This is a genomic window from Desulfosarcina cetonica JCM 12296 (assembly GCF_001311845.1).
In the GTDB taxonomy this organism is placed as follows: Bacteria; Desulfobacterota; Desulfobacteria; order Desulfobacterales; family Desulfosarcinaceae; genus Desulfosarcina; species Desulfosarcina cetonica.
Map to the genome: position 1 here is coordinate 33,807 of NZ_BBCC01000012.1, position 18,925 is coordinate 52,731.

An 18,925-nucleotide genomic window follows, 5' to 3' on the forward strand; every position below is an offset into this window, starting at 1 on the left:
ACGGGTCGGCCGCCAACAGGGACGACGCCCATGAAATTGCAGCGGTTCCTGGCCGTGGCGCGCAAGGAGTTCATCCATGTGCTGCGCGACTGGCGCAGTCTGGTGCTGGCCATCGCCATCCCCATGCTGCTCATCGCGCTTTTCGGCTATGCGCTGACCATGGATCTCAAGCACGTGCCCACGGCGGTTTGGGACCAGTCCCGAACCGCCGAGAGCCGCGAACTGACCAGCCTCCTCGACGGCTCGGCCTATTTTTCCCTTGACCGCTATACCGACGGTTACCGGGAGCTGACCGATCTGCTCGATGCCGGCCGGATCATGGTGGCCCTGGTGATTCCGGCTGATTTCGCCGATCGGATCCGTGCCGACCGGCCGGTGACGATCCAGGCGCTGATCGACGGCGCCGATGCCAACAACGCCACCCTGGCCGCCGGCTACCTGGACGCCATCGGCACGATCTTCAACCGCCGGATGGTTGTCATGCCGCAGACACGGCGACCGCAGCAGACGCAGCTCGGCAGGATCGGCCTGGAACCGCGCGCCTGGTACAACCCGGACATGGAGAGCCGCAACGTGATCATCCCGGGGATCATCGCCCTGGTGATGGTGGTCATCGCCGCCATGCTGACCAGCGTCACCGTGGCCCGCGAGTGGGAGACCGGCACCATGGAGCAGCTCATCAGCACACCGATCCGGGTTCCCGAACTGGTTCTGGGCAAAGTGGTACCCTATTTTGTCATCGGCCTCGGCGACGTGGCCATTGCCGTGGCCATGGGCCGCTGGATTTTCAACGTCCCCTTGAGGGGCAGTACCGGGCTATTGTTCCTCTCGGCCTCGATTTTCCTCACCGGTGCTCTTTTTCTGGGTCTTTTGCTGAGTATCAATCTGAAAAACCAGGTGCTGGCCAACCAGATCGCCCTGTTCACCGGATACCTGCCGACGTTGATGCTCTCGGGATTCGTCTTCGGCATCTACAACATGCCGGTGGCGATCCAGGCGATCACGTTTATCGTGCCGGCGCGCTATTTCATCGCCCTGCTCAGGGGAATTTTCCTCAAGGGCATCGGCCTGGAGATTCTGGGCCTCAACGCGGTCCTGTTGACGGTTTATGCGGCGCTGATGGTGTTGCTCTGCCACAAACGGATGAAACTAAAACTATGATCCTGAGAATCCGCCAAATCCTGATCAAGGAAATCCTGCAAATGTTCCGCGACGTGCGCATGCGCGTGATGGTGCTGGTGATGCCCCTGGTGCAGATGACCGTATTGGCCTTTGCCCTGACCACGGACGTCAGGAATATCGCCACCGCCGTGGTCGATCCGGACAACACGCCGGTGAGCCGTGAGCTGGTGGCCGCGTTCACCGGCGGTGGCTACTTTGCCGTGACACACCGCCTGGACAGTGACCGGGGCGTCCGGGGCCTGCTCGACGCCAGCCAGGTACGCGCCGTGATTCGCATCCCGCAAGACTTCTCCGCCGACCTGCGCGCCGGGAAGGCCGTTGCCGTCCAGCTTTTGGTCGACGGCACCCTGAGCAACGACGCGGCCATCGCCCTTAATTACGCCAACCAGGCCGTCGCGTACTTCAATCAACGACGATCCGGCCCAGGCGCAAGGTCGGTCGATCTCACCGGCGAGCCCCTGCGGCTGAACATGCGGGCATGGTACAATCCCAATCTGGAAAGCAAATTCTATTACGTTCCCGGCCTGATCGCCGTCATGCTGATCCTCATCGGCCTGATGCTCACCTCCATGGCCATCGTGCGTGAAAAGGAGATCGGCACCATCGAGCAGGTAATGGTCACGCCCATCCGGCGGGCGGAATTCATCATCGGCAAGACCCTGCCGTTTCTGATGACCGGCATCTTGACCATGACCCTGATGCTCGTCATCGCACGCCTGATTTTCGGCATCCACATCCAGGGCAGCATTGTGCTGCTCTACCTGGCAGCCATGATCTACATTCTCGGCAATCTGGGACTGGCGCTGTTGGTCAGCGTCACCGCCCGAACCCAGCAGCAGGCATTGCTCACGGCGTTCTTCATCCTCGTACCGGCCATTTTGCTCAGCGGATTCATCTTTCCCATCCGCAACATGCCTGAACTCATCCAGTGGCTTACCGTGCTCAATCCCATGCGCTGGTTCCTGCAGATCATGCATGGCATCGTGGTCAAGGGGGTGGGCGTCCGCATTCTGTGGATGCCCTTGTGTGCCATGGCCGGCCTGGCCATTGGCTTTTTGACCTTGGCGATTTCGCGTTTCAAGAAAACGCTGGAATAAGGCTATTTCATTTGAGCACGGGCCGGGTTGTTTCGTCCCTCAACCCAACGTCTATCTTGTTACTGGACCGGCTGTCTGACCTCGGGCAAGCCGCAAGCCGAAGTAGCCGTCGCGCCCGTCAGGCGCGGCCCTGCGACGGTGGGCAGAGCGCACGCTCCCGCCGAAGCTGATCCAGGAACCGCCGCGCAGGACACGGCCGTCGCCTTCATCAGGTCCGGTCGGGTCGACAGACGCCTCCTCAGGGTATGGTCCATACCAATCCGCGCACCACTCCCAGACATTGCCGTGCATCTCATAGAGTCCCCAATCATTGCAGGGGAATGTCTTCACCGATACCGTTTCCTCACGATATTCTCCCTTGGGTCCGTTGTTATATGGATAGTTTCCATCAAAGTTGGCCTGATCGGTGCCGATGGTTTCCCCGAAATGAAACGGCGTCGTCGTTCCCGCCCGGCAGGCGTATTCCCACTGCGCTTCGGTGGGAAGCCCCACGTCCATCCCTGGAATTACGGCATTGAGCTTTTCGATGAAGTCTTGGCAATCGTCCCAGTTGACATTTTCCACCGGACGATCGTCCGCCTTGAAGCGACTGGGATTCTTGCCCATCACTGCTTGCCAAAGCGCCTGGGTGCAGGCCGTTTCCGCAAGCCAGTACCCCTGGGTAAGAAGCACCTCGTGCTGGTGCTCATTATCAAACCGCTCGGGTTCAGTATCGAGGGAGCCCATCATGAACCAGCCCGGCATGATCCAACGGAATCCATGACGAATGCCCTGGTACCTGAAGGCCATCCAAACGCCGTAACCATCCTGGCCCCAGTCCGATGCCCATGGCTCCGGGAACCTTTTGGGAATACGCGGATCGGCCGCGTCTCTTTCAACCGTGGGAACACTGTCGGTCAATGTCAGCTCCGTGATAAAATTCTGTTCGCTTCGATGTCATATCACCATTGGATCGGATCACCCGGCAAGCGTTCGACGTTCGCTTCCACGTCAACGCCTACTGACATGCCGGGGTCCTTTTGCTTTTTGCCAAGCCTCATGCACCTGGACAGGATGACGATCTGGTCAGACATTTGCCATCCGGCAAATCTTTGAGCTCGGGCAAGCCGCAAGCCGATGTTGTCGTTGCGCTCGTCAGGCGCGTTCCTGTTACGGTTGGCAGAGCGCACGTTCCTGCCGTTGTTGATCCAGGAACCGCCGCGCAGGACACGGCACGCCAGCACATTGATGACCGTCACCCTAAACCTTAAGCCTCTATCGTTACGGACCTTTCTAAATGATTTTTTCGCCATTGCATGCTGTCCGCATGCTGTGTCATGGCGTGAACCGCCGCATATCCCTGCTGTAATTTCTTTGCATCTATCGTTCCGCTGATGAATAGGCCTTCCCATTTACGCCGTAGCGCACCATATCTTCTTTTCCGGCGGGCACCCAATCGAATGGCCCCAGGTAAAACGCGAAAGCCGCAAAAACGGATACCACGTCGACTCTGATTGATTTGGACAGAGCTGGGCTTAACCCGCAAAGAGCGACGCTCTCGGAGATATGCTTCAACGGCTGCAAGCGTTCTTCCGGCAGCTTGTTTATCCATGCACCACCAAACCACATCATCCATATATCTTGCATGGGCAAAGGCTTTGAGGGTTTCCATGAGGTGGCGATCGAGCCCGTCAAGATAGTAATTTGCAAAATGCTGGGACGCCAGTGAACCGATGGGCAGTCCTTTGCCCGGGAGGGTTTGATAGCCCGATATAATCCTGCCAACCAGTGCCATGAAATTCTCTCCCTTGAAGCGCCGTTCCAAAAGCTGCAACAAGAGCCGCTGGTCAATGGTGTCAAAATAGTGCTCGATGTCAATCTTCACATACCAGGGGTATTTGCGCAATTTCGATTGGACGTGTCTTATGCCGCAATGAATCCCCTTGTCCGGGCGGCATGCAAAAGAGGATGCAACCATGGCGCGATCAATCAGCGGTCCCGCCAAGTTCATTATTGCATGGTGCAATACCCGATCCTTGAAACAGGCTGCATGGATTATCCGTTCTTTAGGATCGAAAATCCGAAATTGTTTGAACTCCCCTTCCGGCACCCGACCGGCGAGTATATCCCTGCTCAGCTGGTTCAGATTATGATCCAGGCAATGGAAAAACGTTTGCACCTCCGGACGGTGGCGCTTGGCCCTGGCTGCGTTTTTGGCTGCTTTGGCAAGGTTATGGAAACCAGCAATATCTTCTAGGTCGATGCGCAACCGTTTCAATTGACATTCCCTTCACCAACGGATGGGGAGGAATCATATTCGTTTCGCAACAACGCCAGAAATTCCTGACCATATTTCCCAATACGAGCTTTCCCCACGCCATCGATGGCGGCCAATGCCGATTGCGTGGTGACCCGTTGTTGAACCATGACGGCCAATTGTTCATTGGAGAACAGCGCATACAGTGGCAACCCCTCTTTATCGGCGATACTTTTTCTCAAACTCCTGAGTTTCGCAAATACGGCAAAATCCTGTTCGTTTAAAATTTCCTTGTAGTCGATACGGCTTTTCGGGAGATTCTTCTTGTCACCATCGCCGTCTATCCAGGTAACACAAACGGACCAAAAGCTTCGCTCGCCGTCAGCCACAAATTCCTTTTCCACATTCAGCACCTGGCATCCTGAACAAAATGTATTGAGCGACTGCTGGGAATCATCGGGGTGCCTCGCCGGAATACTGAAAAACGCATATTTCATGGTTTGAACCCCCTTTTGAATAATTTTTTCACGCGGGTGAGAACTTTCCTTGATGCTTGGGTTTTCTCCTTTTCCCTGGCAAGCTTGCTTTGTCCGGCTCCGCCGGACGCCTGGCCTGCCGGCTCGGTCTGACCTCGGGCAAGCCGCAAGCCGATGTCGTCGTTGCGCTCGTCAGGCGCGAACCAGTTACGGCAGGCAGAGCGCACGAACCTGCCGTAGCTGATCCAGGAACCGCCGCGCAGGACACGGCCGTTGCCTTCATCGGGTCCCGTCGGGTCGCAGACGCATCCTCAGGGTATGGGCCAATCCAGTCCGCACACCATTCATAAACATTGCCGTGCATCTCGTACAAGCCCCAAGCATTGCAGGGGAATGTCTTCACCGATACCGTTTCCTGATGATATTCTCCCTGGGGCGCGTTGTCGTATGGATAGTTCTCATCGAAGTTGGCCTGGTTGGTGCCGATGGTCTCCCCGAAATGAAACGGCGTGACTGTTCCCGCCCGGCAGGCGTATTCCCACTGCGCTTCGGTGGGAAGCTCCACATCCAACCCTGGGATTGCGGCATTGAGCTTTTTTATGAAATCTTGGCATTCATTCCAGCTGACATTTTCCACCGGACGATCATCCCCCTTGAAACGACTGGGATTATTGCCCATCACCGCTTTCCAAAATGCCTGGGTACAGGTTGTTTCCCCAAGCCAGTACCCCTGGGTGAGAATCACCTCGTGCCGGTGTTCATCCTCATACCGTTCTGGCTCGGTTTCAGGTGACCCCATCAGAAATTTGCCCGGCATGATCCAACGCATTCGCTGAGAAACGCTTTTTATTTGAAAATCAGCATAAATCCCATACCCATCCAGGCCAAAATCTGTCGCCCAAGATGGTCTTTTAAAACCGATATCAAAATTTTCCGCCAAATCATCCTGATCCCACCAGAACCCTTGCTCCACAACGATTTCGGGACCACTTGCGGTCCAACTTCCGACCGGGTACTTTCCAGGAGGAAACCAGTATATGTGCCGTGTTTTTTCTTTCTCCTGTAAAATCAGGAACAGCCCCTTTTCGTCGCGCCCCCACCCTGTCGCCCAGGATGGCCGCGCCTGGCAGTCCAGAATGATTTTCTGGTGGGTGGTGATCAGCTCTACCCGGCCTTCCATAGGAACATCAACGGGCACGCGTTCCTTATGATTCAGATTCACGGCATATTCGTGTGAATGGCGCGTCTCAATTTCCCTTACCTGCAGCACGCCATTGGAAGAGACGAGATCGACGACCGGGCTGCCGCCTGGAAAGATCGCACCCCCGAAGGAGCCGAATTCCGATCGATTCGCGGCAATGAATCCCTGCCCCTTTCTGAACAGGGTATAATACCGGACCGATCCTTCCGGGGCGAATACCCAGGTCGCACAAGCGGGATCCATGCCTTCGGGTAAAACAATCTTTCCACGCGTCCACGCATCCTGGTTGGCCTTGGCCCACAAGGCGCACAGGGCGTGGCTTTGCCACATGGGTGGATCCCACCCGTGACGGTGCATGAGACGCTTGATCCACGATTCAAGCCCGGCCATTTCCCTGAATTCCGGCGTTGACAGGGTCCGCAAACTGCTCCAAAAGAAACACTCCGCCTCTTCGGAGGGTTTTCCTTGAAGCAGCGTGTCCGCAATCAATTGCTCCTCTTTTCCAACGGCTGGAGACAAATGCCGGTGATGGGATTCGATAAGCTTGCAAGCGCTCTTTTGTATGTCAGGGGCATTATTTCGGACAAAATCCGCTCTGTGGATTGCAACATGCGCGGGATCAAATGAAAAACCGGTATATCCCCGCCGGACATGGTCATGATTCCAAACCGCGGCTTCGTTCCCTGCGTCACACTGGTCGACGGGCAACAGCATACGCACAGCTCGCAGCAAGGCAGGCTCGACACGAATGGCTGGCGCCAGCAACGCGAGAAGCCGCTCGGTTCCGTCGCGTTTTGTTTCCAAGGGTTGACGCCCTACGCCTTTTTTCCCGAACGCGCCTCGTTTGGGTAGACGCATCCCCCTGTCCCAGCAGGCCATGCGATATAGTGATGTCAGCTCACGGGTCCACAACCGATACGGCGCCGGTGTCAAGACAACTGGCTGGAAATTGGATTGTCTCAATTTGTGGCCAAATTTAACCCAATCGTTTTTTAGCTTGGCATCTCGGGAAAACAGCCCCAAATCACTGATGATTAAAATGGGTGTGCCCGGTTCCGGGTTTTTAAAGGGTAAATGCGAAAGGGGCGCTTTACCAGGCCTACTGACAGGTCCGGATGGGCCATTTTCGAAAAGTTGCAAATCAAGACCCAGCCTGCCCCTGACCTTTAGCACATTCCTATAAAGTTGCCTGGCGTCCTGTAAAAACGGTATGAGCCTTGTATCGGCATCAATAAGTAATACACAGCGGCGGGCCCACCCTGGCCTGTAGATGCGGGGGAGTCGCTTCATTGGCCGCATTTCGGCGGTAGACTGAATAACCTTGGGAATATCGATGGCTCCAAGGTCTTTTATTTCACCCAAGATGCTTCGTTGAAATGGCCACATGCGTGCCCAGGGACACAAGGGTTGGTGAACCGGCGGATGCTTATCCGGATCGGCGTTGATCGATTCGTCATCAAGGGCAACGGCCTCGATAAACGCCTTTGGCGCCTGCTGGTCCATTTCATCCGGATTTAGGAATTCACATGATCGCGGCCGCCAAAAAGGGATCGATATGTTTGTTTCACTCGACGTCGCCTTGGGCGGAAGGTCACCCTCTCCTTTTTCTGGTTCCCCAGGCTTCGAACCGTCGATAGCATCATCCGGCGTCGGTTTTTTAGTTTCATCTTTCAGACAGTAACCGGCAACAAAGCTCGCAGGAATCAAGGCGTCCGCACCAAAAGCCCCATAGAGCCTGATCAGATCAGCTCTTGAGATTGCCGGTTTGCCGCTGATTTTCATTAGGGCACCCGCTCATATTTAACCAATGCAAAATGACTGATGGCCGTAAGGGTCTTGAGTTGCTCGTCCTTGTCCTCCTTGGCAATACCGACCACAGCTCTGAGGATATCAAGATACTCCGCCTGGCCCGGTGTGGGCAGATTTAATTTTTCCGCCTCTTTGCGATCCTTGACCAACTGCGTGGCGGCCTCTTTTCTTACATCCATATGGCACTGGTCTCCAAAATGAACCTTGCCGCGCTCGCAAAGCCAATTGATGAGTTTGTCATCACCTTTCGGTAAATCGAGGTGCAGCACCATGCACCTGCGTATGAATGCGGCTGGCAGCTCCCGCTCTTCATTGGTTGTGATAACGACCAGCGGAACCGGATCCCCCTCGTTGACCTGAACCGGCTCATCCATATGGGGTACGGAAAAGGAACCATTTCCCAGGGTTTCCAGAAGCCCGTTGGGAAGATCTGCATCCGCCTTATCGATCTCGTCAATAAGCAGTACCGTCCCTTGTTCTGAAGTCCAGTCCACGGGCTTTTCCGGTCGACGGGCCGCCTTGTTGCTTTTCGCGTATTGTTTTTCGGCTGCTGTCCAGTTGAAGGCCCACCATAAGGCTCCAGGATTTAGAAAACATATAGGATCGAGGGGATTTTTCATATTTCTCTCACTATCCGGCAGCAGGTCTTTGATCGTGTCGCCAACGGCCCCGATCAGCCCGAGCGTCTGGGCAGCGCCTAATCTCGCCACGGCATCGAAATAATATTGAAGGTCCTGGCATTCGCTTCTCGAATGCACCACCTCGGAGATAAACGCGCGCCCCAGATAATATGCCGCGGCCCTGGCCAGTTGACTTTTACCGGTACCCGGTTCGCCGCGCACCAACAGCGGCCTTTCCGCCGCAACAGCAGCCTTGATTGCCCAGAGGCTTTTTTCATCGAATTGATGCCGGGTCTCGGGCCATGTACCCGTTTTGGGCAGTGTCACCGGCTCCGTCAGCACCTTTTCCGGGATTGCCATGACAACTCCTTTTGTTAACGGAAAAAGTTCTCGATATACATATAGAACGTTATTTCAGAGACATTGAACGCATCCCCCGGCTCGTCGGTGTTGTGAAAAATCACCTGCAGGTCGGGAAGATCGTTTAGCAACGCCGTGTATACGTCACGATCAATCGGGCAAGAGGTATCCGAGCGTCGAATCACCAGATATTTTCCTTGACGATGTCCATGGAACCACTTCAGCTGCGCATTCAAGGCCTCGTCATCATCACGTGTAAAATGGTCTGGAATATCCTTTTCTCCCCAGTACAGGTTCATGTAGCCAAAAATCGATCGTTTGATTTCATTGACCTTATTGACCGCTGCAATACCGCTTTCCAGAAACTTGTCATCCGGTGCTGGCATCCGGTGGGATCCAAACAGGGTCGCATTTTGCAGGTTAAACCGCGCCTGTCGCCGATTCAGCGCAGCATGAATGATCTCGATACCGGTATCGCGCTTGACGGGCAACTCGATGGCGCCTGGATATTCCTCCAGATGCAACCGCTCTCGATTGGTCTCCAGCCACGCCGAATTTACCGCGAGCAGCACCAACCAACCCAAAATATCCTCAACACCCCGACGAACGTAGCTTAAAGCCCCCTCACCGGCATTGTTTTTTCAAGCGCCTTGATTGCTGATTCCTTTGCCAGGCTGACCAGCATCAGGGCATCCGTAGTTTTCAATTTAACGAGCGCAGCTGAAATAGCTGCTGGACGTTTCGCATCAACGCCCTCCTTTTCAAGGAATTCCTTCTGGAAGCCATTAACCAATTCTGTTAGCCCCGGCCCGTCAAGCGTTTCAGCGATCTTCGCTTCAACCTGGACTTTCAGATCGCCAGGAACGCTTACACCGATTTCAGTGTACCAGGTTGGATGTTTCTGGTGATACGCTTCCTGCAACGCCTCAAGATCATCAAATGCGCTCAATAAGGTTGCGGCAGTCACCCCGCCGCCCCCAAGCATCGAATTTTTATCGTCGGTGAAATTGATCATCCCACAAACGCGTTTGGTTTCCATGTTAAGCACTGGCGAGCCGCTCATCCCGCCACGGATGTTGTCCATTTTAACTTTCAACATAGGGGGCTTATCATCCGAGTATCCCTTGCATTCGAAAGTTGCCGGCTCAGCATGTTGTGCTTCTTTGGGATAACCGAATGTTGATAGCCTATCGTACGTAAGACACGCCCTTCCTAAAAGAACGCATGGGGGGTGTGGTTCAGGCATGGGATGGCATTGCAAAAGCGCAACATCCTCATCCGGCATCCATTTATCCGGTAAGACCGTTGCTGTTGAAAAATCATCGTTATCCTGCCAACGAACCTTGATGGTGCCCTTTGGATCACCGTAAAAATCATTTGTCTTTCGATTACCGACAACATGCGCACAGGTGACAATAAGGCCAGGGACGACAAAAAAACCGGTACCGACGGCCTGCGGAGAGATCAATTTGACGACACATGCATGCATGAGATCAATTACAGGATGATCCATCGACATGCCCTCACTTGCCTTTGTTATCCCATTCCAATGTAATTTCCAGGATCCCCTTCCCCGCCCCTTTTACAATCATGGTTGTCAATGCCCCTGATTCGACGGCCATCTCGACACCGAATTTCACTGTGGCCTTATCCGGTTTTGCCTTGTCCAGCGCTCCTTTCAATTCGCTGACGATATCTTTTAACGTTTCTGAAAAATCTTTGAAGGAAAGGTCATTCAACCCAGCCACATCCTCTCGCCCGGGTCCTTCTTGAGGAGTGACTTCAATTTTAATTGTAGTGCCATTCGCCAATTTTACCGGTACGGGTTCGGTTTTTGTCTGGTCCATCAGGCCTCCTATGGAGCGAAAGTAATGCTGAATGAATTGTATTGAAATTTTGACGTGAGGCTGAAGATCATGGAACGTACTGGTTTTTCTATCAAAGTATATCCAGCCTGGCAATAATCGAATTTCTTATGGTGAACGCTCACCCGAAATATCCGTAATGTCGTGATTAGGAAAAAACGGTATTGTTGACGCTGGCTTGTGCTGAGTGTAAGGTCGGCGTGTCATTTCGAATCAGTGTCTACCCAGAAATAGGGAAATTTGGTCGAGATCAAGGCACGCGAAAATTTTACCGCAGGCATATAGTTGATATTCCAAGGATAATTTTTTTGCACAACACGGATATCGGAAAAATTGGACATTTCTGGATGAACACGAATTAGGGAAAAACAAGGAGTTGATCCCGCATGAATGGTTTTCTCAACTGGTGGCAGCATCTGCCGGAACATATGGATCCGGTAATTTTTCAGATCGGCAGCTTCCGGCTGCAGTATTACGGCCTCATGTATATTGTGGCTTTTGCCTTCACCTACGGACTGGCCGCCTACCGGTTGAAGCACGAGGATCGTTTTTCCATCGACATCGAACAGCTTCAGGGATTGATTACCGCCTTGATCCTGGGACTGATCATCGGTGCGCGCATCGGGTACGTGATCTTCTACAACTTCTCATACTACCTGCAGCACCCGCTGGAAATCATCCTGCCGTTTCAATTCTCCGGCGGGTTCCATTTCACGGGAATATCGGGCATGTCCTACCATGGCGGATTGATCGGCGTGGTGATCGCGGCGCTCATTTTCGTACGCAAGAACAAGCTGTCGTTTCTCGACATGGCCGATCTGATCGTCCCCTGCATTCCGCTGGGCTATACCTTCGGCCGGTTGGGTAATTTCATCAATGGTGAGCTCTACGGACGGGTGACCACCCATGCCATCGGCATGTTCTTCCCCCTGCGCCCGGGCCTGGACGACGCCACCCCTCGCAGCTCTATGAGGCCTTTTTCGAGGGCATCGTCCTTTTTATCATCCTGTGGAGCATCAAGGGGCGCGTCAAAACCCGTGGCGCCATGCTGGCCCTCTACCTCATGGGCTACGGGATCGCACGCTTTTTCATCGAATATGCCCGGCAACCCGACGCCCAGCTGGGATTCGTGTTCCTCTCCTTTTCCATGGGCCAGATGTTGTGCATGGCATGGTGCTGGCTGGCGGGGGGCTGCTGGTCCTTCTGAAAAAAAGACCCGACGCCGGCGCTTAAGAGTAGTAATAGGGAACTGCTGTTAGTGAACCGGGAACTCAAGATTGTCGTCTCCAGTGGGTATTCCTTCAATGGCCAATTGTCGACGGCGCTGGCCGACGGTGCTGCCGGGTTCATCCCCAAGCCATTCAGTGCGCTGGAGATGCTCAAAGCGGTCAGAGAAGTGCTGGACCGGTGAAATGCTGCTGCCCGATGGATATTGGACCGGGATCGCCTATGGCGAAACCGCCTCCAGCACCCGCCCCCGCGATGTAAATGAGATTCCCTGCTGGGTCTTGGTACTGATCATCACCGATTCGATGAGCGGCTCGGCCACGGGCTGCCCCGCCTGCCAGGCCACGATGAATTTGGCCCCCGAACCGCCGCTTTTGTCAGACTCGGGCACCACGAAACGTAGGGTGGCCATGGCCCCCAACGGCTGGGGCGACGCCAGGTAATGTTTCAGGAATTTGCCTTCCGAATCGTAATAGTCCACCGCCATGATGGTGATGGCGTGTCTGCGGTCGGTGTTGCGGATGCTCAGGGTAGCGGCTAAATAAAACGGCTGCTCCCGGTCACCGCTGTAAATGTGGGAATAGACCGGCACATAGACGGTCTGGCTTTTGAACAACGGCATGTCGCAAACGCCGACGGGGTGGGCCCGCCGCCGATCGCCGCCAGCTGCAGGCAAAATACGGTCGTCAAGCCGATCAAATTGAGGCGCTTCAGCATCCTGGAACTCCCTTCATTGATTTTTGTATGGTATGAAAGGCCAATTGGTCGACCCTTCTTTTAGGGTCGACGCTTTCTTTATCAATATGGACGACCGAAGGCAAATGCTTGAAGCGGGTTTGATTATCGTCAAATCCACCCAACCCACCAAGAAAGATTTATCGTCATGGGGCCATCCCTAAAAATCCTGTCGCTGCTGTGGCTGGTCAACCTGGCGCCGCCGATTGCTTCACTCGTGCTGCGGGAGCGTTTCCGCACGCCCGTGGATGGGGGCTGCCGGCTAAAAGATGGCCGGCGGCTTTTGGGAGATCATAAAACCCTTCGCGGGGTTTTGGCCGGTATCACCACCGGCGGGCTGATGGGATGGCTGCTGGGCATGCCGCTTGGCATCGGCCTGAGCTGCGGTTTCCTCAGCATGGCCGGCGACTTGTTGACCAGCTTCGTGAAACGCCGCCTGGGAAAGCCCAGCGGTGCGGTGGTCGCCGGCCTGGACCAACTGCCCGAGGGGGCGCTACCGCTGCTGGTGCTGGTCCCTTATGCCCGCTTGGGTGTGGCGTCGTATGTCGGTCTGCTTCTGCTGTTTGGTGTGGGCGCCTATGTGGGTTCGTTTCTTTTTACCTGGATTTCACTCAATCGCACGGGCCGGCGCTACCGCCGCAATTTGCCCCTGACCGGCAGGCTACGCGAATGGCGAGCCTGTGACACGGCCTACCACCCCCTGCATCCGGTAATCAATGTCGATCGGAACATCTATTACCAGCTATTGATGAAAACGGCCTTCCGGTTGACATGGCTGTATGGGCGAGGCCGGAAAAACGCTCTGTCCATCCGGCTGAACACGGTAACCTTTCATTTTGATGATCTGCCGGCCGCCTTTGACGGCTATACGATCCTGCTTCTCACCGATTTGCACCTGGACGGGCTGGCCGGTCTCGATCAGGCGATCATCTCCCTGGTCGCGCCGCTCAGCGTGGATTTGTGCCTATTCGGCGGCGACTACCGGGCCAAGCTGTCCGGTCCCTACTCCAAAGTGCTCATTCGCATGCGCCGTCTGCTGCATGCCATCGACACCCGAGACGGCTGTTATGCCGTACTGGGCAATCACGACTGCATCGGCATGATCCCGCCGCTGGAAAAGCGGGGGCTCCGTTTTTTGGTCAACGATGCGGTTTCCCTGGCCCGGGGGGAAGACCACCTCTGGCTGGTGGGCATCGATGACCCCGCCTACTACCAGGCCCACGATCTGCGCATCGCCTTTGAAGATGTCCCCGCCGGGGCCTTCACCATCCTTTTGGCCCACTCCCCGGATGTCTATGACGAGGCCGCCGCCTATGGCGCCAGGCTCTACCTGTGCGGCCACACCCACGCCGGGCAGGTTCAGCTTCCGCGAATCGGGCCGGTGGTCACCCATTCCCGCGCCCCCCGAGAATACACCAAGGGCAATGGCAATTCGGCCGTATGCAGGGCTACACCAGCACCGGGGCCGGTGTTTCCGGTGTGCCCGTGCGCTTCGGTACCCTGGGCGAAGTGGTCCTGCTGCGCTTGAAGCGGGACGCCCCGCCGTCTCCAACCAAACCGTTCCCGACGCCTTGATGTTTCTGCCGCCGCTTTGCTGGATCAAGCTTTGTCTTCCCGACTCGGCAGGTTGCTCTCGTCGGTGATAAAGGGTTTGATATCCAGAATCGGCGTCCCGTCTAGCATGTCCACGCCTTTCACGCGAAGTACATTCTTATCGCGCCCCAGCACGGTCAGCACCGACAGTCCGATGGGATTGGGCCGCCTTGGCGAACAAATACTGAACACGCCCGACGTTTGATTCCGATGGGGCGGGGTTTGCTTTAACAGTTCGGGTGTAAAGGGCGCGCTTTTGTGAAAATGAAAAAGCACCACGATCTTTTGCCCGGCAATGACATCCGCAAGCCCCTCAGTGTACTGGGGGTCGATCACCAGTGTGCCCTCGACGTCCGACACCGTCCAATGGCGCGGAAGGCTGTCGGCTTCGGTATGGGCGGTTCCAATCGGTTCCAGGTTGATCGGCATGGTCTTTTCTATCCTTTTTTTTTGGCTTTGATTTCCCGCCATTTGGCCAGTCGCCCGGCGATCATCTTCTCGTAGCCCCGTTCGGTGGGGAAGTAAAACAGGCTGCCGGCAATGGCCTCGGGAAGGTACTCCTGCACGGCGTAACCGTCCTTGTAGTCGTGGGCGTAGCGATAATCCTTGCCATAGCACAAATCCTTCATCAGCGTCGTGGGGGCGTTGCGGATGTGCAGGGGCACCGGCAGCGCCCCTTTTTCATGGACCAACTTGCGGGCCGCGTTCCAGGCCCTGTAGACGCCGTTGCTCTTGGGCGCGGTGGCCAGATAGACCGCCGCCTGGGCCAAGGCCAGATCCCCTTCCGGGTGCCCCAGGAAACGAAAGGACTCCATGGCACCCAGGGCGATGCGCAGGGCAAAGGGATCGGCATTGCCCACATCCTCGGAGGCGAAGCGCACCATGCGCCGGGCCACGTATAGGGCGTCCTCGCCGGCCTCGATCATCCGCGCCAGCCAGTAAAGCGCCGCATCCGGGTCGCTGCCGCGCAGGCTTTTGTGAAAGGCGGAGATCAAATTGAAGTGTTCATCCCCCTGTTTGTCGTACAAAAGGGCCTTTTTCTGCAGGGCCTTCTCCACATGCGCCAGGGTGATGCTGCGCAGGCCGCCTTCGACCGGTGGTGGCTCGGCCAGGGTCAGGGTGGCCGCTACTTCAAGACTGCCCAGGATGCTGCGCGCATCTCCGGAAGCAATGTTGACCAAGTGCCGACGGGCCTCATCCGCCAACGCCAGTCCAAGTCCCCCCAGACCGGCCGGCACGTCTGCCAGGGCACGGTCGACCACCTGGCCCAGAGCCTCATCGGATAACAAATTGAGGGTGATCACCCGGCAGCGGGAAAGCAGCGGAGAGATGACCTCAAACGACGGGTTTTCGGTGGTCGCGCCGATCAAGGTGATCAATCCGGACTCCACATGGTGCAGGAAGGCGTCCTGCTGGGCCTTGTTGAAACGGTGGATCTCGTCCACGAAAAGAATCGTGCGCTTGCGTTGGAATTGGCGCTGCTTTTTGGCTTCGTCGATGACCTCGCGGATCTGCTTGACACCGGACAGCACCGCCGAGAAGTGGACGAAGTGGGATTCGGTTTCAAAGGCGATGATGCGCGCCAGGGTGGTTTTGCCGCAGCCGGGCGGCCCCCACAGAATCATGGAGAAGATGCGGTCGTTCTCGATGGCGTGGCGCACCAGGGATCCCGGACCGGTGACCGCTTCCTGACCAAAAAGATCCGCCAGCCGCCGGGGCCGCATGCGCTCGGCCAACGGGCGCTCGGTATCGGTCTCGATTTGGGCTTGTTGATCGAAAAGTTCCATGCTTGAGTATATATACCAGCGGCACGCGTAAGAAAAGTCGGCCGCAGCGAAAATGAGAGAAACCACAACAGCATGGGAGAATGCGATCATGCCGTATCTTTTTGCCGAGAAGCTCTACACGGGGACCGATGTGAGAAAGCGCACCTACCTGTCGTTCGATGATGCCACGATTGTCGACGTATCCCCAAAGAAACCCGCCGGCGGCACATCGATTGGCGAATTCGCGGTGGTAACGCCGGCCTTCATCGATCCGCACAGCCACATCGGCCTGTATCGTGCCGGAGAGCCGCAATCCGACGGCGAGGGTAACGAAAAGACCAGGCCCATGCTTTTTCTGCCCGACGCCTCGACTCGCTGCAGATGGACGATCCGGCCTTTACCGATGCCATTGAAATGGGCGTCTTGTACTCCTGCATCGTCCCTGGCAGCGGCAACATCGTCGGGGGCTTGTCGGCCGTGATCCGCCACTTCGCCAAAAACAGCAGCGCGGCCCTCATCGGACGCGCCGGCGTCAAGGCGGCCTTGGGCTACAACCCCATGTCCACCCGCACCTGGAAAGGTGAGCGCCCCACCACGCGTATGGGGGCTGTGGGGATGTTTCGGGAAAAGCTCTATCAGGTCAAAGACAAGATGGATCGTTGGTCAACGGCCAGTAAGAAAGAGCAGGCGAAAATCGAATTCAGTGCCGAAGAACGTGTCCTGCGGGATCTGATCGAGGGGAAAACCCGGCTGCGAACCCATGTCCACAAGATCGACGATATCGCTGCACTGCTGCGTTTGGTGGACACCTTCGGCCTGCGGGTCACGGTCGAGCATGCCAGCGATGTAAACCAGCCGGAAATTTTCGCCGCTTTGAAAAAACGTAACATTCCCGTGGCCTACGGCCCGCTGGATGCTTTTGCGTATAAAGTCGAGCTCCGCCACGAGAATTGGCGCAACATCCGCCACCTGCTCGATTCAGGCGTTTCCTTCGGTTTGATCACCGACCATCCGGTGGTTCCGTCGCGCAACCTGCTGCTCACCACCCGCTGGTTTCTGCGTTGCGGGTATACCCGGCAGCAGGCCATCGAACTGATCTCTCGCAAGAATGCGGCGTTTTTAGGAATCGAGAAGACGGTCGGCACCCTCGAGAAAGGTTACTGGGCCTCGTTCAGCGGTTGGAACGGCGACCCCTTTGACCTCGCGGCATTCCCGGTGACCGTTTATGGTGAGGGGCAATGTCTGTATCGGTCCCAATCCGTCAGATGAAGCCGATCAGCGCCGCTCCCGCCGTTTGCGTTTGCGATTCACCGGTGTGCGCTTCTTGTTCAGAAAATCCGGATTCTTGCCGGTACGCTGGCGCAGCCACAGTCGGAGGGGGGTCTTGTCCAGGCCGAAGGCATCCCGCAGTTGGTTGGTCAGATAGCGCTGGTAGGAGAAATGAACCGCATCCGGAAAATTCACGAAGCTGACGAAGGTCGGTGGCCGCGTCGAAACCTGGGTGGCGTAGTAGAACTTGAGCCGCTTGCCCTTGTGCAGGGACGGCGGCGTCCGTTCGATGGCCTGGGCCATGACCTTGTTGAGCTGGCCGGTGGTGATCCGTATGGCGTACTGCCCGTAAACCTCGTCCACAATGGGGAAAATGCGCTGGACGCGCAAGCCGGTCTTGGCCGACACGGTCATCACCGGAGCAAAACCCAGGAACTTGGCCGTCATGCGCAAATTCTCGGTCATGCGCTTGAGAGCCTTGCCGTCCTGGTTGTCCACCCGATCCCACTTGTTCAAAAGGAAAATCGCCCCGCAGCCACGATCAAAGGCATAGCCGGCCACCCGGACGTCCTGCTCGCTGATGCCCTCCTCGGCGTCGATGATAATCAGGGCCACATGGCAGCTCTCCAGGCTGCGCAGGGCCTTGATGATGGAGAACTTTTCCAGACGCTGGGAGACCTTGCCCTTGCGGCGGATACCGGCCGTATCGACAAGCACATAGTTTTTGCCCTCGCGGGTAAAGGCCGTGTCGATGGCGTCACGCGTGGTGCCGGCGACCTCACTGACCACCAGCCGCTTCTCCCCCAGAATAGCGTTAATCAGCGAGGATTTGCCTGCATTGGGTTTGCCGATCACGGCAATGCGGATCGCATCGGTCGCGTCCTCTTCTGCGGCGACATCGGGAAAGTCGTCGGTCAGGGCGTCCAGAAAATCGGCAACCCCGTAGCCATGCTCGGCCGAGACGGGAAAGAGGTGATCGATCCCCAGCCCGTAAAAGTCGAACAGGGCTTTCTCCTGCCCCTCCCCATCGATTTTGTTGACCACGAAGTAAACCGGTTTGGTCACGCTGCGCAGGGTGTGGATCAGGTCAGTGTCAAAAGGCGAACTGCCGCCCTTGCCGTCCAGCACCAGAATCACCGCATCGGCGTCGGCGATGGCCTGCTCCACCTGTTGGCGGATATGGGGTGCAAAGGCATCCGCGTCCCCTTCGGCGAAACCACCGGTATCCACCAGGGTGAAGGCTTTTTCGTTCCAGCGGGCATCCCCGAAATTACGGTCCCGGGTCACGCCGGGCAGGTCGTCCACAATGGCATCCCGGGACCGGGTGATACGGTTGAAAAGGGTCGATTTGCCCACATTGGGCCGCCCCACAATGGCAACGATGGGTTTCATGGGTTGTTTCTATTTCCGTTTGTGATCATTCCGGTCCGACAACCGGCGGCAATCAATCCTACAGAGCTATATCCCAGGTTCAAATCCCGTGTCAAAC

General features: G+C 56.3%; 20 protein-coding genes and 1 pseudogene. 7 read left to right on the forward strand and 14 right to left on the reverse strand.

Going from position 1 to position 18,925, the window contains the following annotated elements; genetic code table 11:
* Nucleotides 1–30 precede the first annotated feature (30 nt).
* On the forward strand, nt 31–1,161 hold the full coding sequence (locus JCM12296_RS04535; protein WP_054690410.1) for an ABC transporter permease: 1,131 nt from the start codon (nt 31–33) through the stop codon (nt 1,159–1,161).
* Nucleotides 1,158–2,279 (forward strand): ABC transporter permease, encoded by a 1,122-nt coding sequence (locus JCM12296_RS04540; RefSeq protein ID WP_054690413.1) that lies wholly within the window; start codon nt 1,158–1,160, stop codon nt 2,277–2,279. The genes JCM12296_RS04535 and JCM12296_RS04540 overlap by 4 nt, the downstream gene beginning before the upstream one ends.
* Before the next feature lie 51 nt (nt 2,280–2,330).
* Here the strand turns inward: JCM12296_RS04540 and JCM12296_RS04545 are convergent, their stop codons facing one another.
* From JCM12296_RS04545 to JCM12296_RS04590, 10 genes and pseudogenes are all read right to left on the reverse strand, one after another.
* A complete protein-coding gene (locus tag JCM12296_RS04545) occupies nt 2,331–3,179 on the reverse strand; it encodes a formylglycine-generating enzyme family protein (protein ID WP_218187965.1) in 849 nt (282 codons plus the stop codon).
* A 41-nt stretch (nt 3,180–3,220) separates the two neighbouring features.
* Nucleotides 3,221–3,517: an SUMF1/EgtB/PvdO family nonheme iron enzyme gene (locus tag JCM12296_RS04550; RefSeq protein WP_054690416.1), complete on the reverse strand. Its 297-nt coding sequence runs from the start codon at nt 3,515–3,517 to the stop codon at nt 3,221–3,223.
* An 8-nt stretch (nt 3,518–3,525) separates the two neighbouring features.
* Nucleotides 3,526–4,536, reverse strand: coding sequence for a reverse transcriptase domain-containing protein (locus JCM12296_RS41355; RefSeq protein WP_054690419.1), 1,011 nt, complete (start codon nt 4,534–4,536; stop codon nt 3,526–3,528).
* Nucleotides 4,533–5,012 (reverse strand): HRDC domain-containing protein, encoded by a 480-nt coding sequence (locus JCM12296_RS04560; RefSeq protein WP_054690422.1) that lies wholly within the window; start codon nt 5,010–5,012, stop codon nt 4,533–4,535. Before JCM12296_RS04560 ends, JCM12296_RS41355 begins: the two co-directional genes overlap by 4 nt.
* Complete coding sequence (locus JCM12296_RS50160) at nt 5,009–5,218, reverse strand: hypothetical protein (RefSeq protein WP_422698547.1); 210 nt, start codon at nt 5,216–5,218, stop codon at nt 5,009–5,011. The genes JCM12296_RS04560 and JCM12296_RS50160 overlap by 4 nt, the downstream gene beginning before the upstream one ends.
* Nucleotides 5,219–5,298: 80 nt before the next feature.
* Nucleotides 5,299–7,974 (reverse strand): annotated as a pseudogene (locus JCM12296_RS41360) (formylglycine-generating enzyme family protein); the annotation flags it as partial.
* The gene (locus JCM12296_RS04575) at nt 7,974–8,981 is read right to left on the reverse strand and encodes an AAA family ATPase (RefSeq protein WP_054690431.1); all 1,008 of its coding nucleotides are present in this window, start codon (nt 8,979–8,981) and stop codon (nt 7,974–7,976) included. The gene JCM12296_RS04575 and the pseudogene JCM12296_RS41360, both read right to left, overlap by 1 nt.
* A gap of 14 nt (nt 8,982–8,995) precedes the next feature.
* Complete coding sequence (locus JCM12296_RS04580; RefSeq protein WP_054690435.1) at nt 8,996–9,556, reverse strand: hypothetical protein; 561 nt, start codon at nt 9,554–9,556, stop codon at nt 8,996–8,998.
* A gap of 38 nt (nt 9,557–9,594) precedes the next feature.
* Nucleotides 9,595–10,500 carry a S1 family peptidase gene (locus tag JCM12296_RS04585; protein WP_054690438.1) on the reverse strand — a complete coding sequence of 302 codons (906 nt, stop codon included), beginning with the start codon at nt 10,498–10,500 and terminating at the stop codon, nt 9,595–9,597.
* Nucleotides 10,501–10,504: 4 nt separating this feature from the next.
* Nucleotides 10,505–10,828: a CU044_2847 family protein gene (locus tag JCM12296_RS04590; protein ID WP_054690442.1), complete on the reverse strand. Its 324-nt coding sequence runs from the start codon at nt 10,826–10,828 to the stop codon at nt 10,505–10,507.
* 404 nt (nt 10,829–11,232) lie between these two features.
* On the opposite strand from JCM12296_RS04590, the gene lgt reads away from it, so the two are divergent.
* Nucleotides 11,233–12,105, forward strand: coding sequence for a prolipoprotein diacylglyceryl transferase (lgt, locus tag JCM12296_RS04595; RefSeq protein ID WP_218187967.1), 873 nt, complete (start codon nt 11,233–11,235; stop codon nt 12,103–12,105).
* Nucleotides 12,105–12,257 (forward strand): response regulator, encoded by a 153-nt coding sequence (locus JCM12296_RS37850; protein ID WP_157067375.1) that lies wholly within the window; start codon nt 12,105–12,107, stop codon nt 12,255–12,257. Before lgt ends, JCM12296_RS37850 begins: the two co-directional genes overlap by 1 nt.
* A gap of 36 nt (nt 12,258–12,293) precedes the next feature.
* Here the strand turns inward: JCM12296_RS37850 and JCM12296_RS04600 are convergent, their stop codons facing one another.
* Nucleotides 12,294–12,695: a DUF3124 domain-containing protein gene (locus JCM12296_RS04600; RefSeq protein ID WP_054690445.1), complete on the reverse strand. Its 402-nt coding sequence runs from the start codon at nt 12,693–12,695 to the stop codon at nt 12,294–12,296.
* 261 nt (nt 12,696–12,956) lie between these two features.
* Between JCM12296_RS04600 and JCM12296_RS04605 the strand changes: the two genes are divergently transcribed.
* Complete coding sequence (locus tag JCM12296_RS04605; protein ID WP_054690448.1) at nt 12,957–14,336, forward strand: CDP-archaeol synthase; 1,380 nt, start codon at nt 12,957–12,959, stop codon at nt 14,334–14,336.
* 71 nt (nt 14,337–14,407) lie between these two features.
* Here the strand turns inward: JCM12296_RS04605 and tsaA are convergent, their stop codons facing one another.
* Together tsaA and JCM12296_RS04615 are read right to left on the reverse strand one after the other, a co-directional pair.
* Complete coding sequence (gene tsaA, locus JCM12296_RS04610; RefSeq protein WP_054690451.1) at nt 14,408–14,830, reverse strand: tRNA (N6-threonylcarbamoyladenosine(37)-N6)-methyltransferase TrmO; 423 nt, start codon at nt 14,828–14,830, stop codon at nt 14,408–14,410.
* An 8-nt stretch (nt 14,831–14,838) separates the two neighbouring features.
* Complete coding sequence (locus JCM12296_RS04615) at nt 14,839–16,188, reverse strand: replication-associated recombination protein A (RefSeq protein ID WP_054690510.1); 1,350 nt, start codon at nt 16,186–16,188, stop codon at nt 14,839–14,841.
* An 88-nt stretch (nt 16,189–16,276) separates the two neighbouring features.
* Here JCM12296_RS04615 and JCM12296_RS37855 point away from each other — a divergent pair, with 88 nt between their 5' ends.
* Both JCM12296_RS37855 and JCM12296_RS04620 read left to right on the forward strand, forming a co-directional pair.
* Complete coding sequence (locus JCM12296_RS37855) at nt 16,277–16,648, forward strand: hypothetical protein (RefSeq protein WP_157067376.1); 372 nt, start codon at nt 16,277–16,279, stop codon at nt 16,646–16,648.
* Nucleotides 16,549–17,436 carry an amidohydrolase family protein gene (locus JCM12296_RS04620; RefSeq protein WP_054690454.1) on the forward strand — a complete coding sequence of 296 codons (888 nt, stop codon included), beginning with the start codon at nt 16,549–16,551 and terminating at the stop codon, nt 17,434–17,436. The genes JCM12296_RS37855 and JCM12296_RS04620 overlap by 100 nt, the downstream gene beginning before the upstream one ends.
* 6 nt (nt 17,437–17,442) lie before the next feature.
* Here JCM12296_RS04620 and der read toward each other — a convergent pair whose 3' ends face one another.
* On the reverse strand, nt 17,443–18,828 hold the full coding sequence (gene der / locus JCM12296_RS04625) for a ribosome biogenesis GTPase Der (RefSeq protein ID WP_054690456.1): 1,386 nt from the start codon (nt 18,826–18,828) through the stop codon (nt 17,443–17,445).
* Nucleotides 18,829–18,925 lie beyond the last annotated feature (97 nt).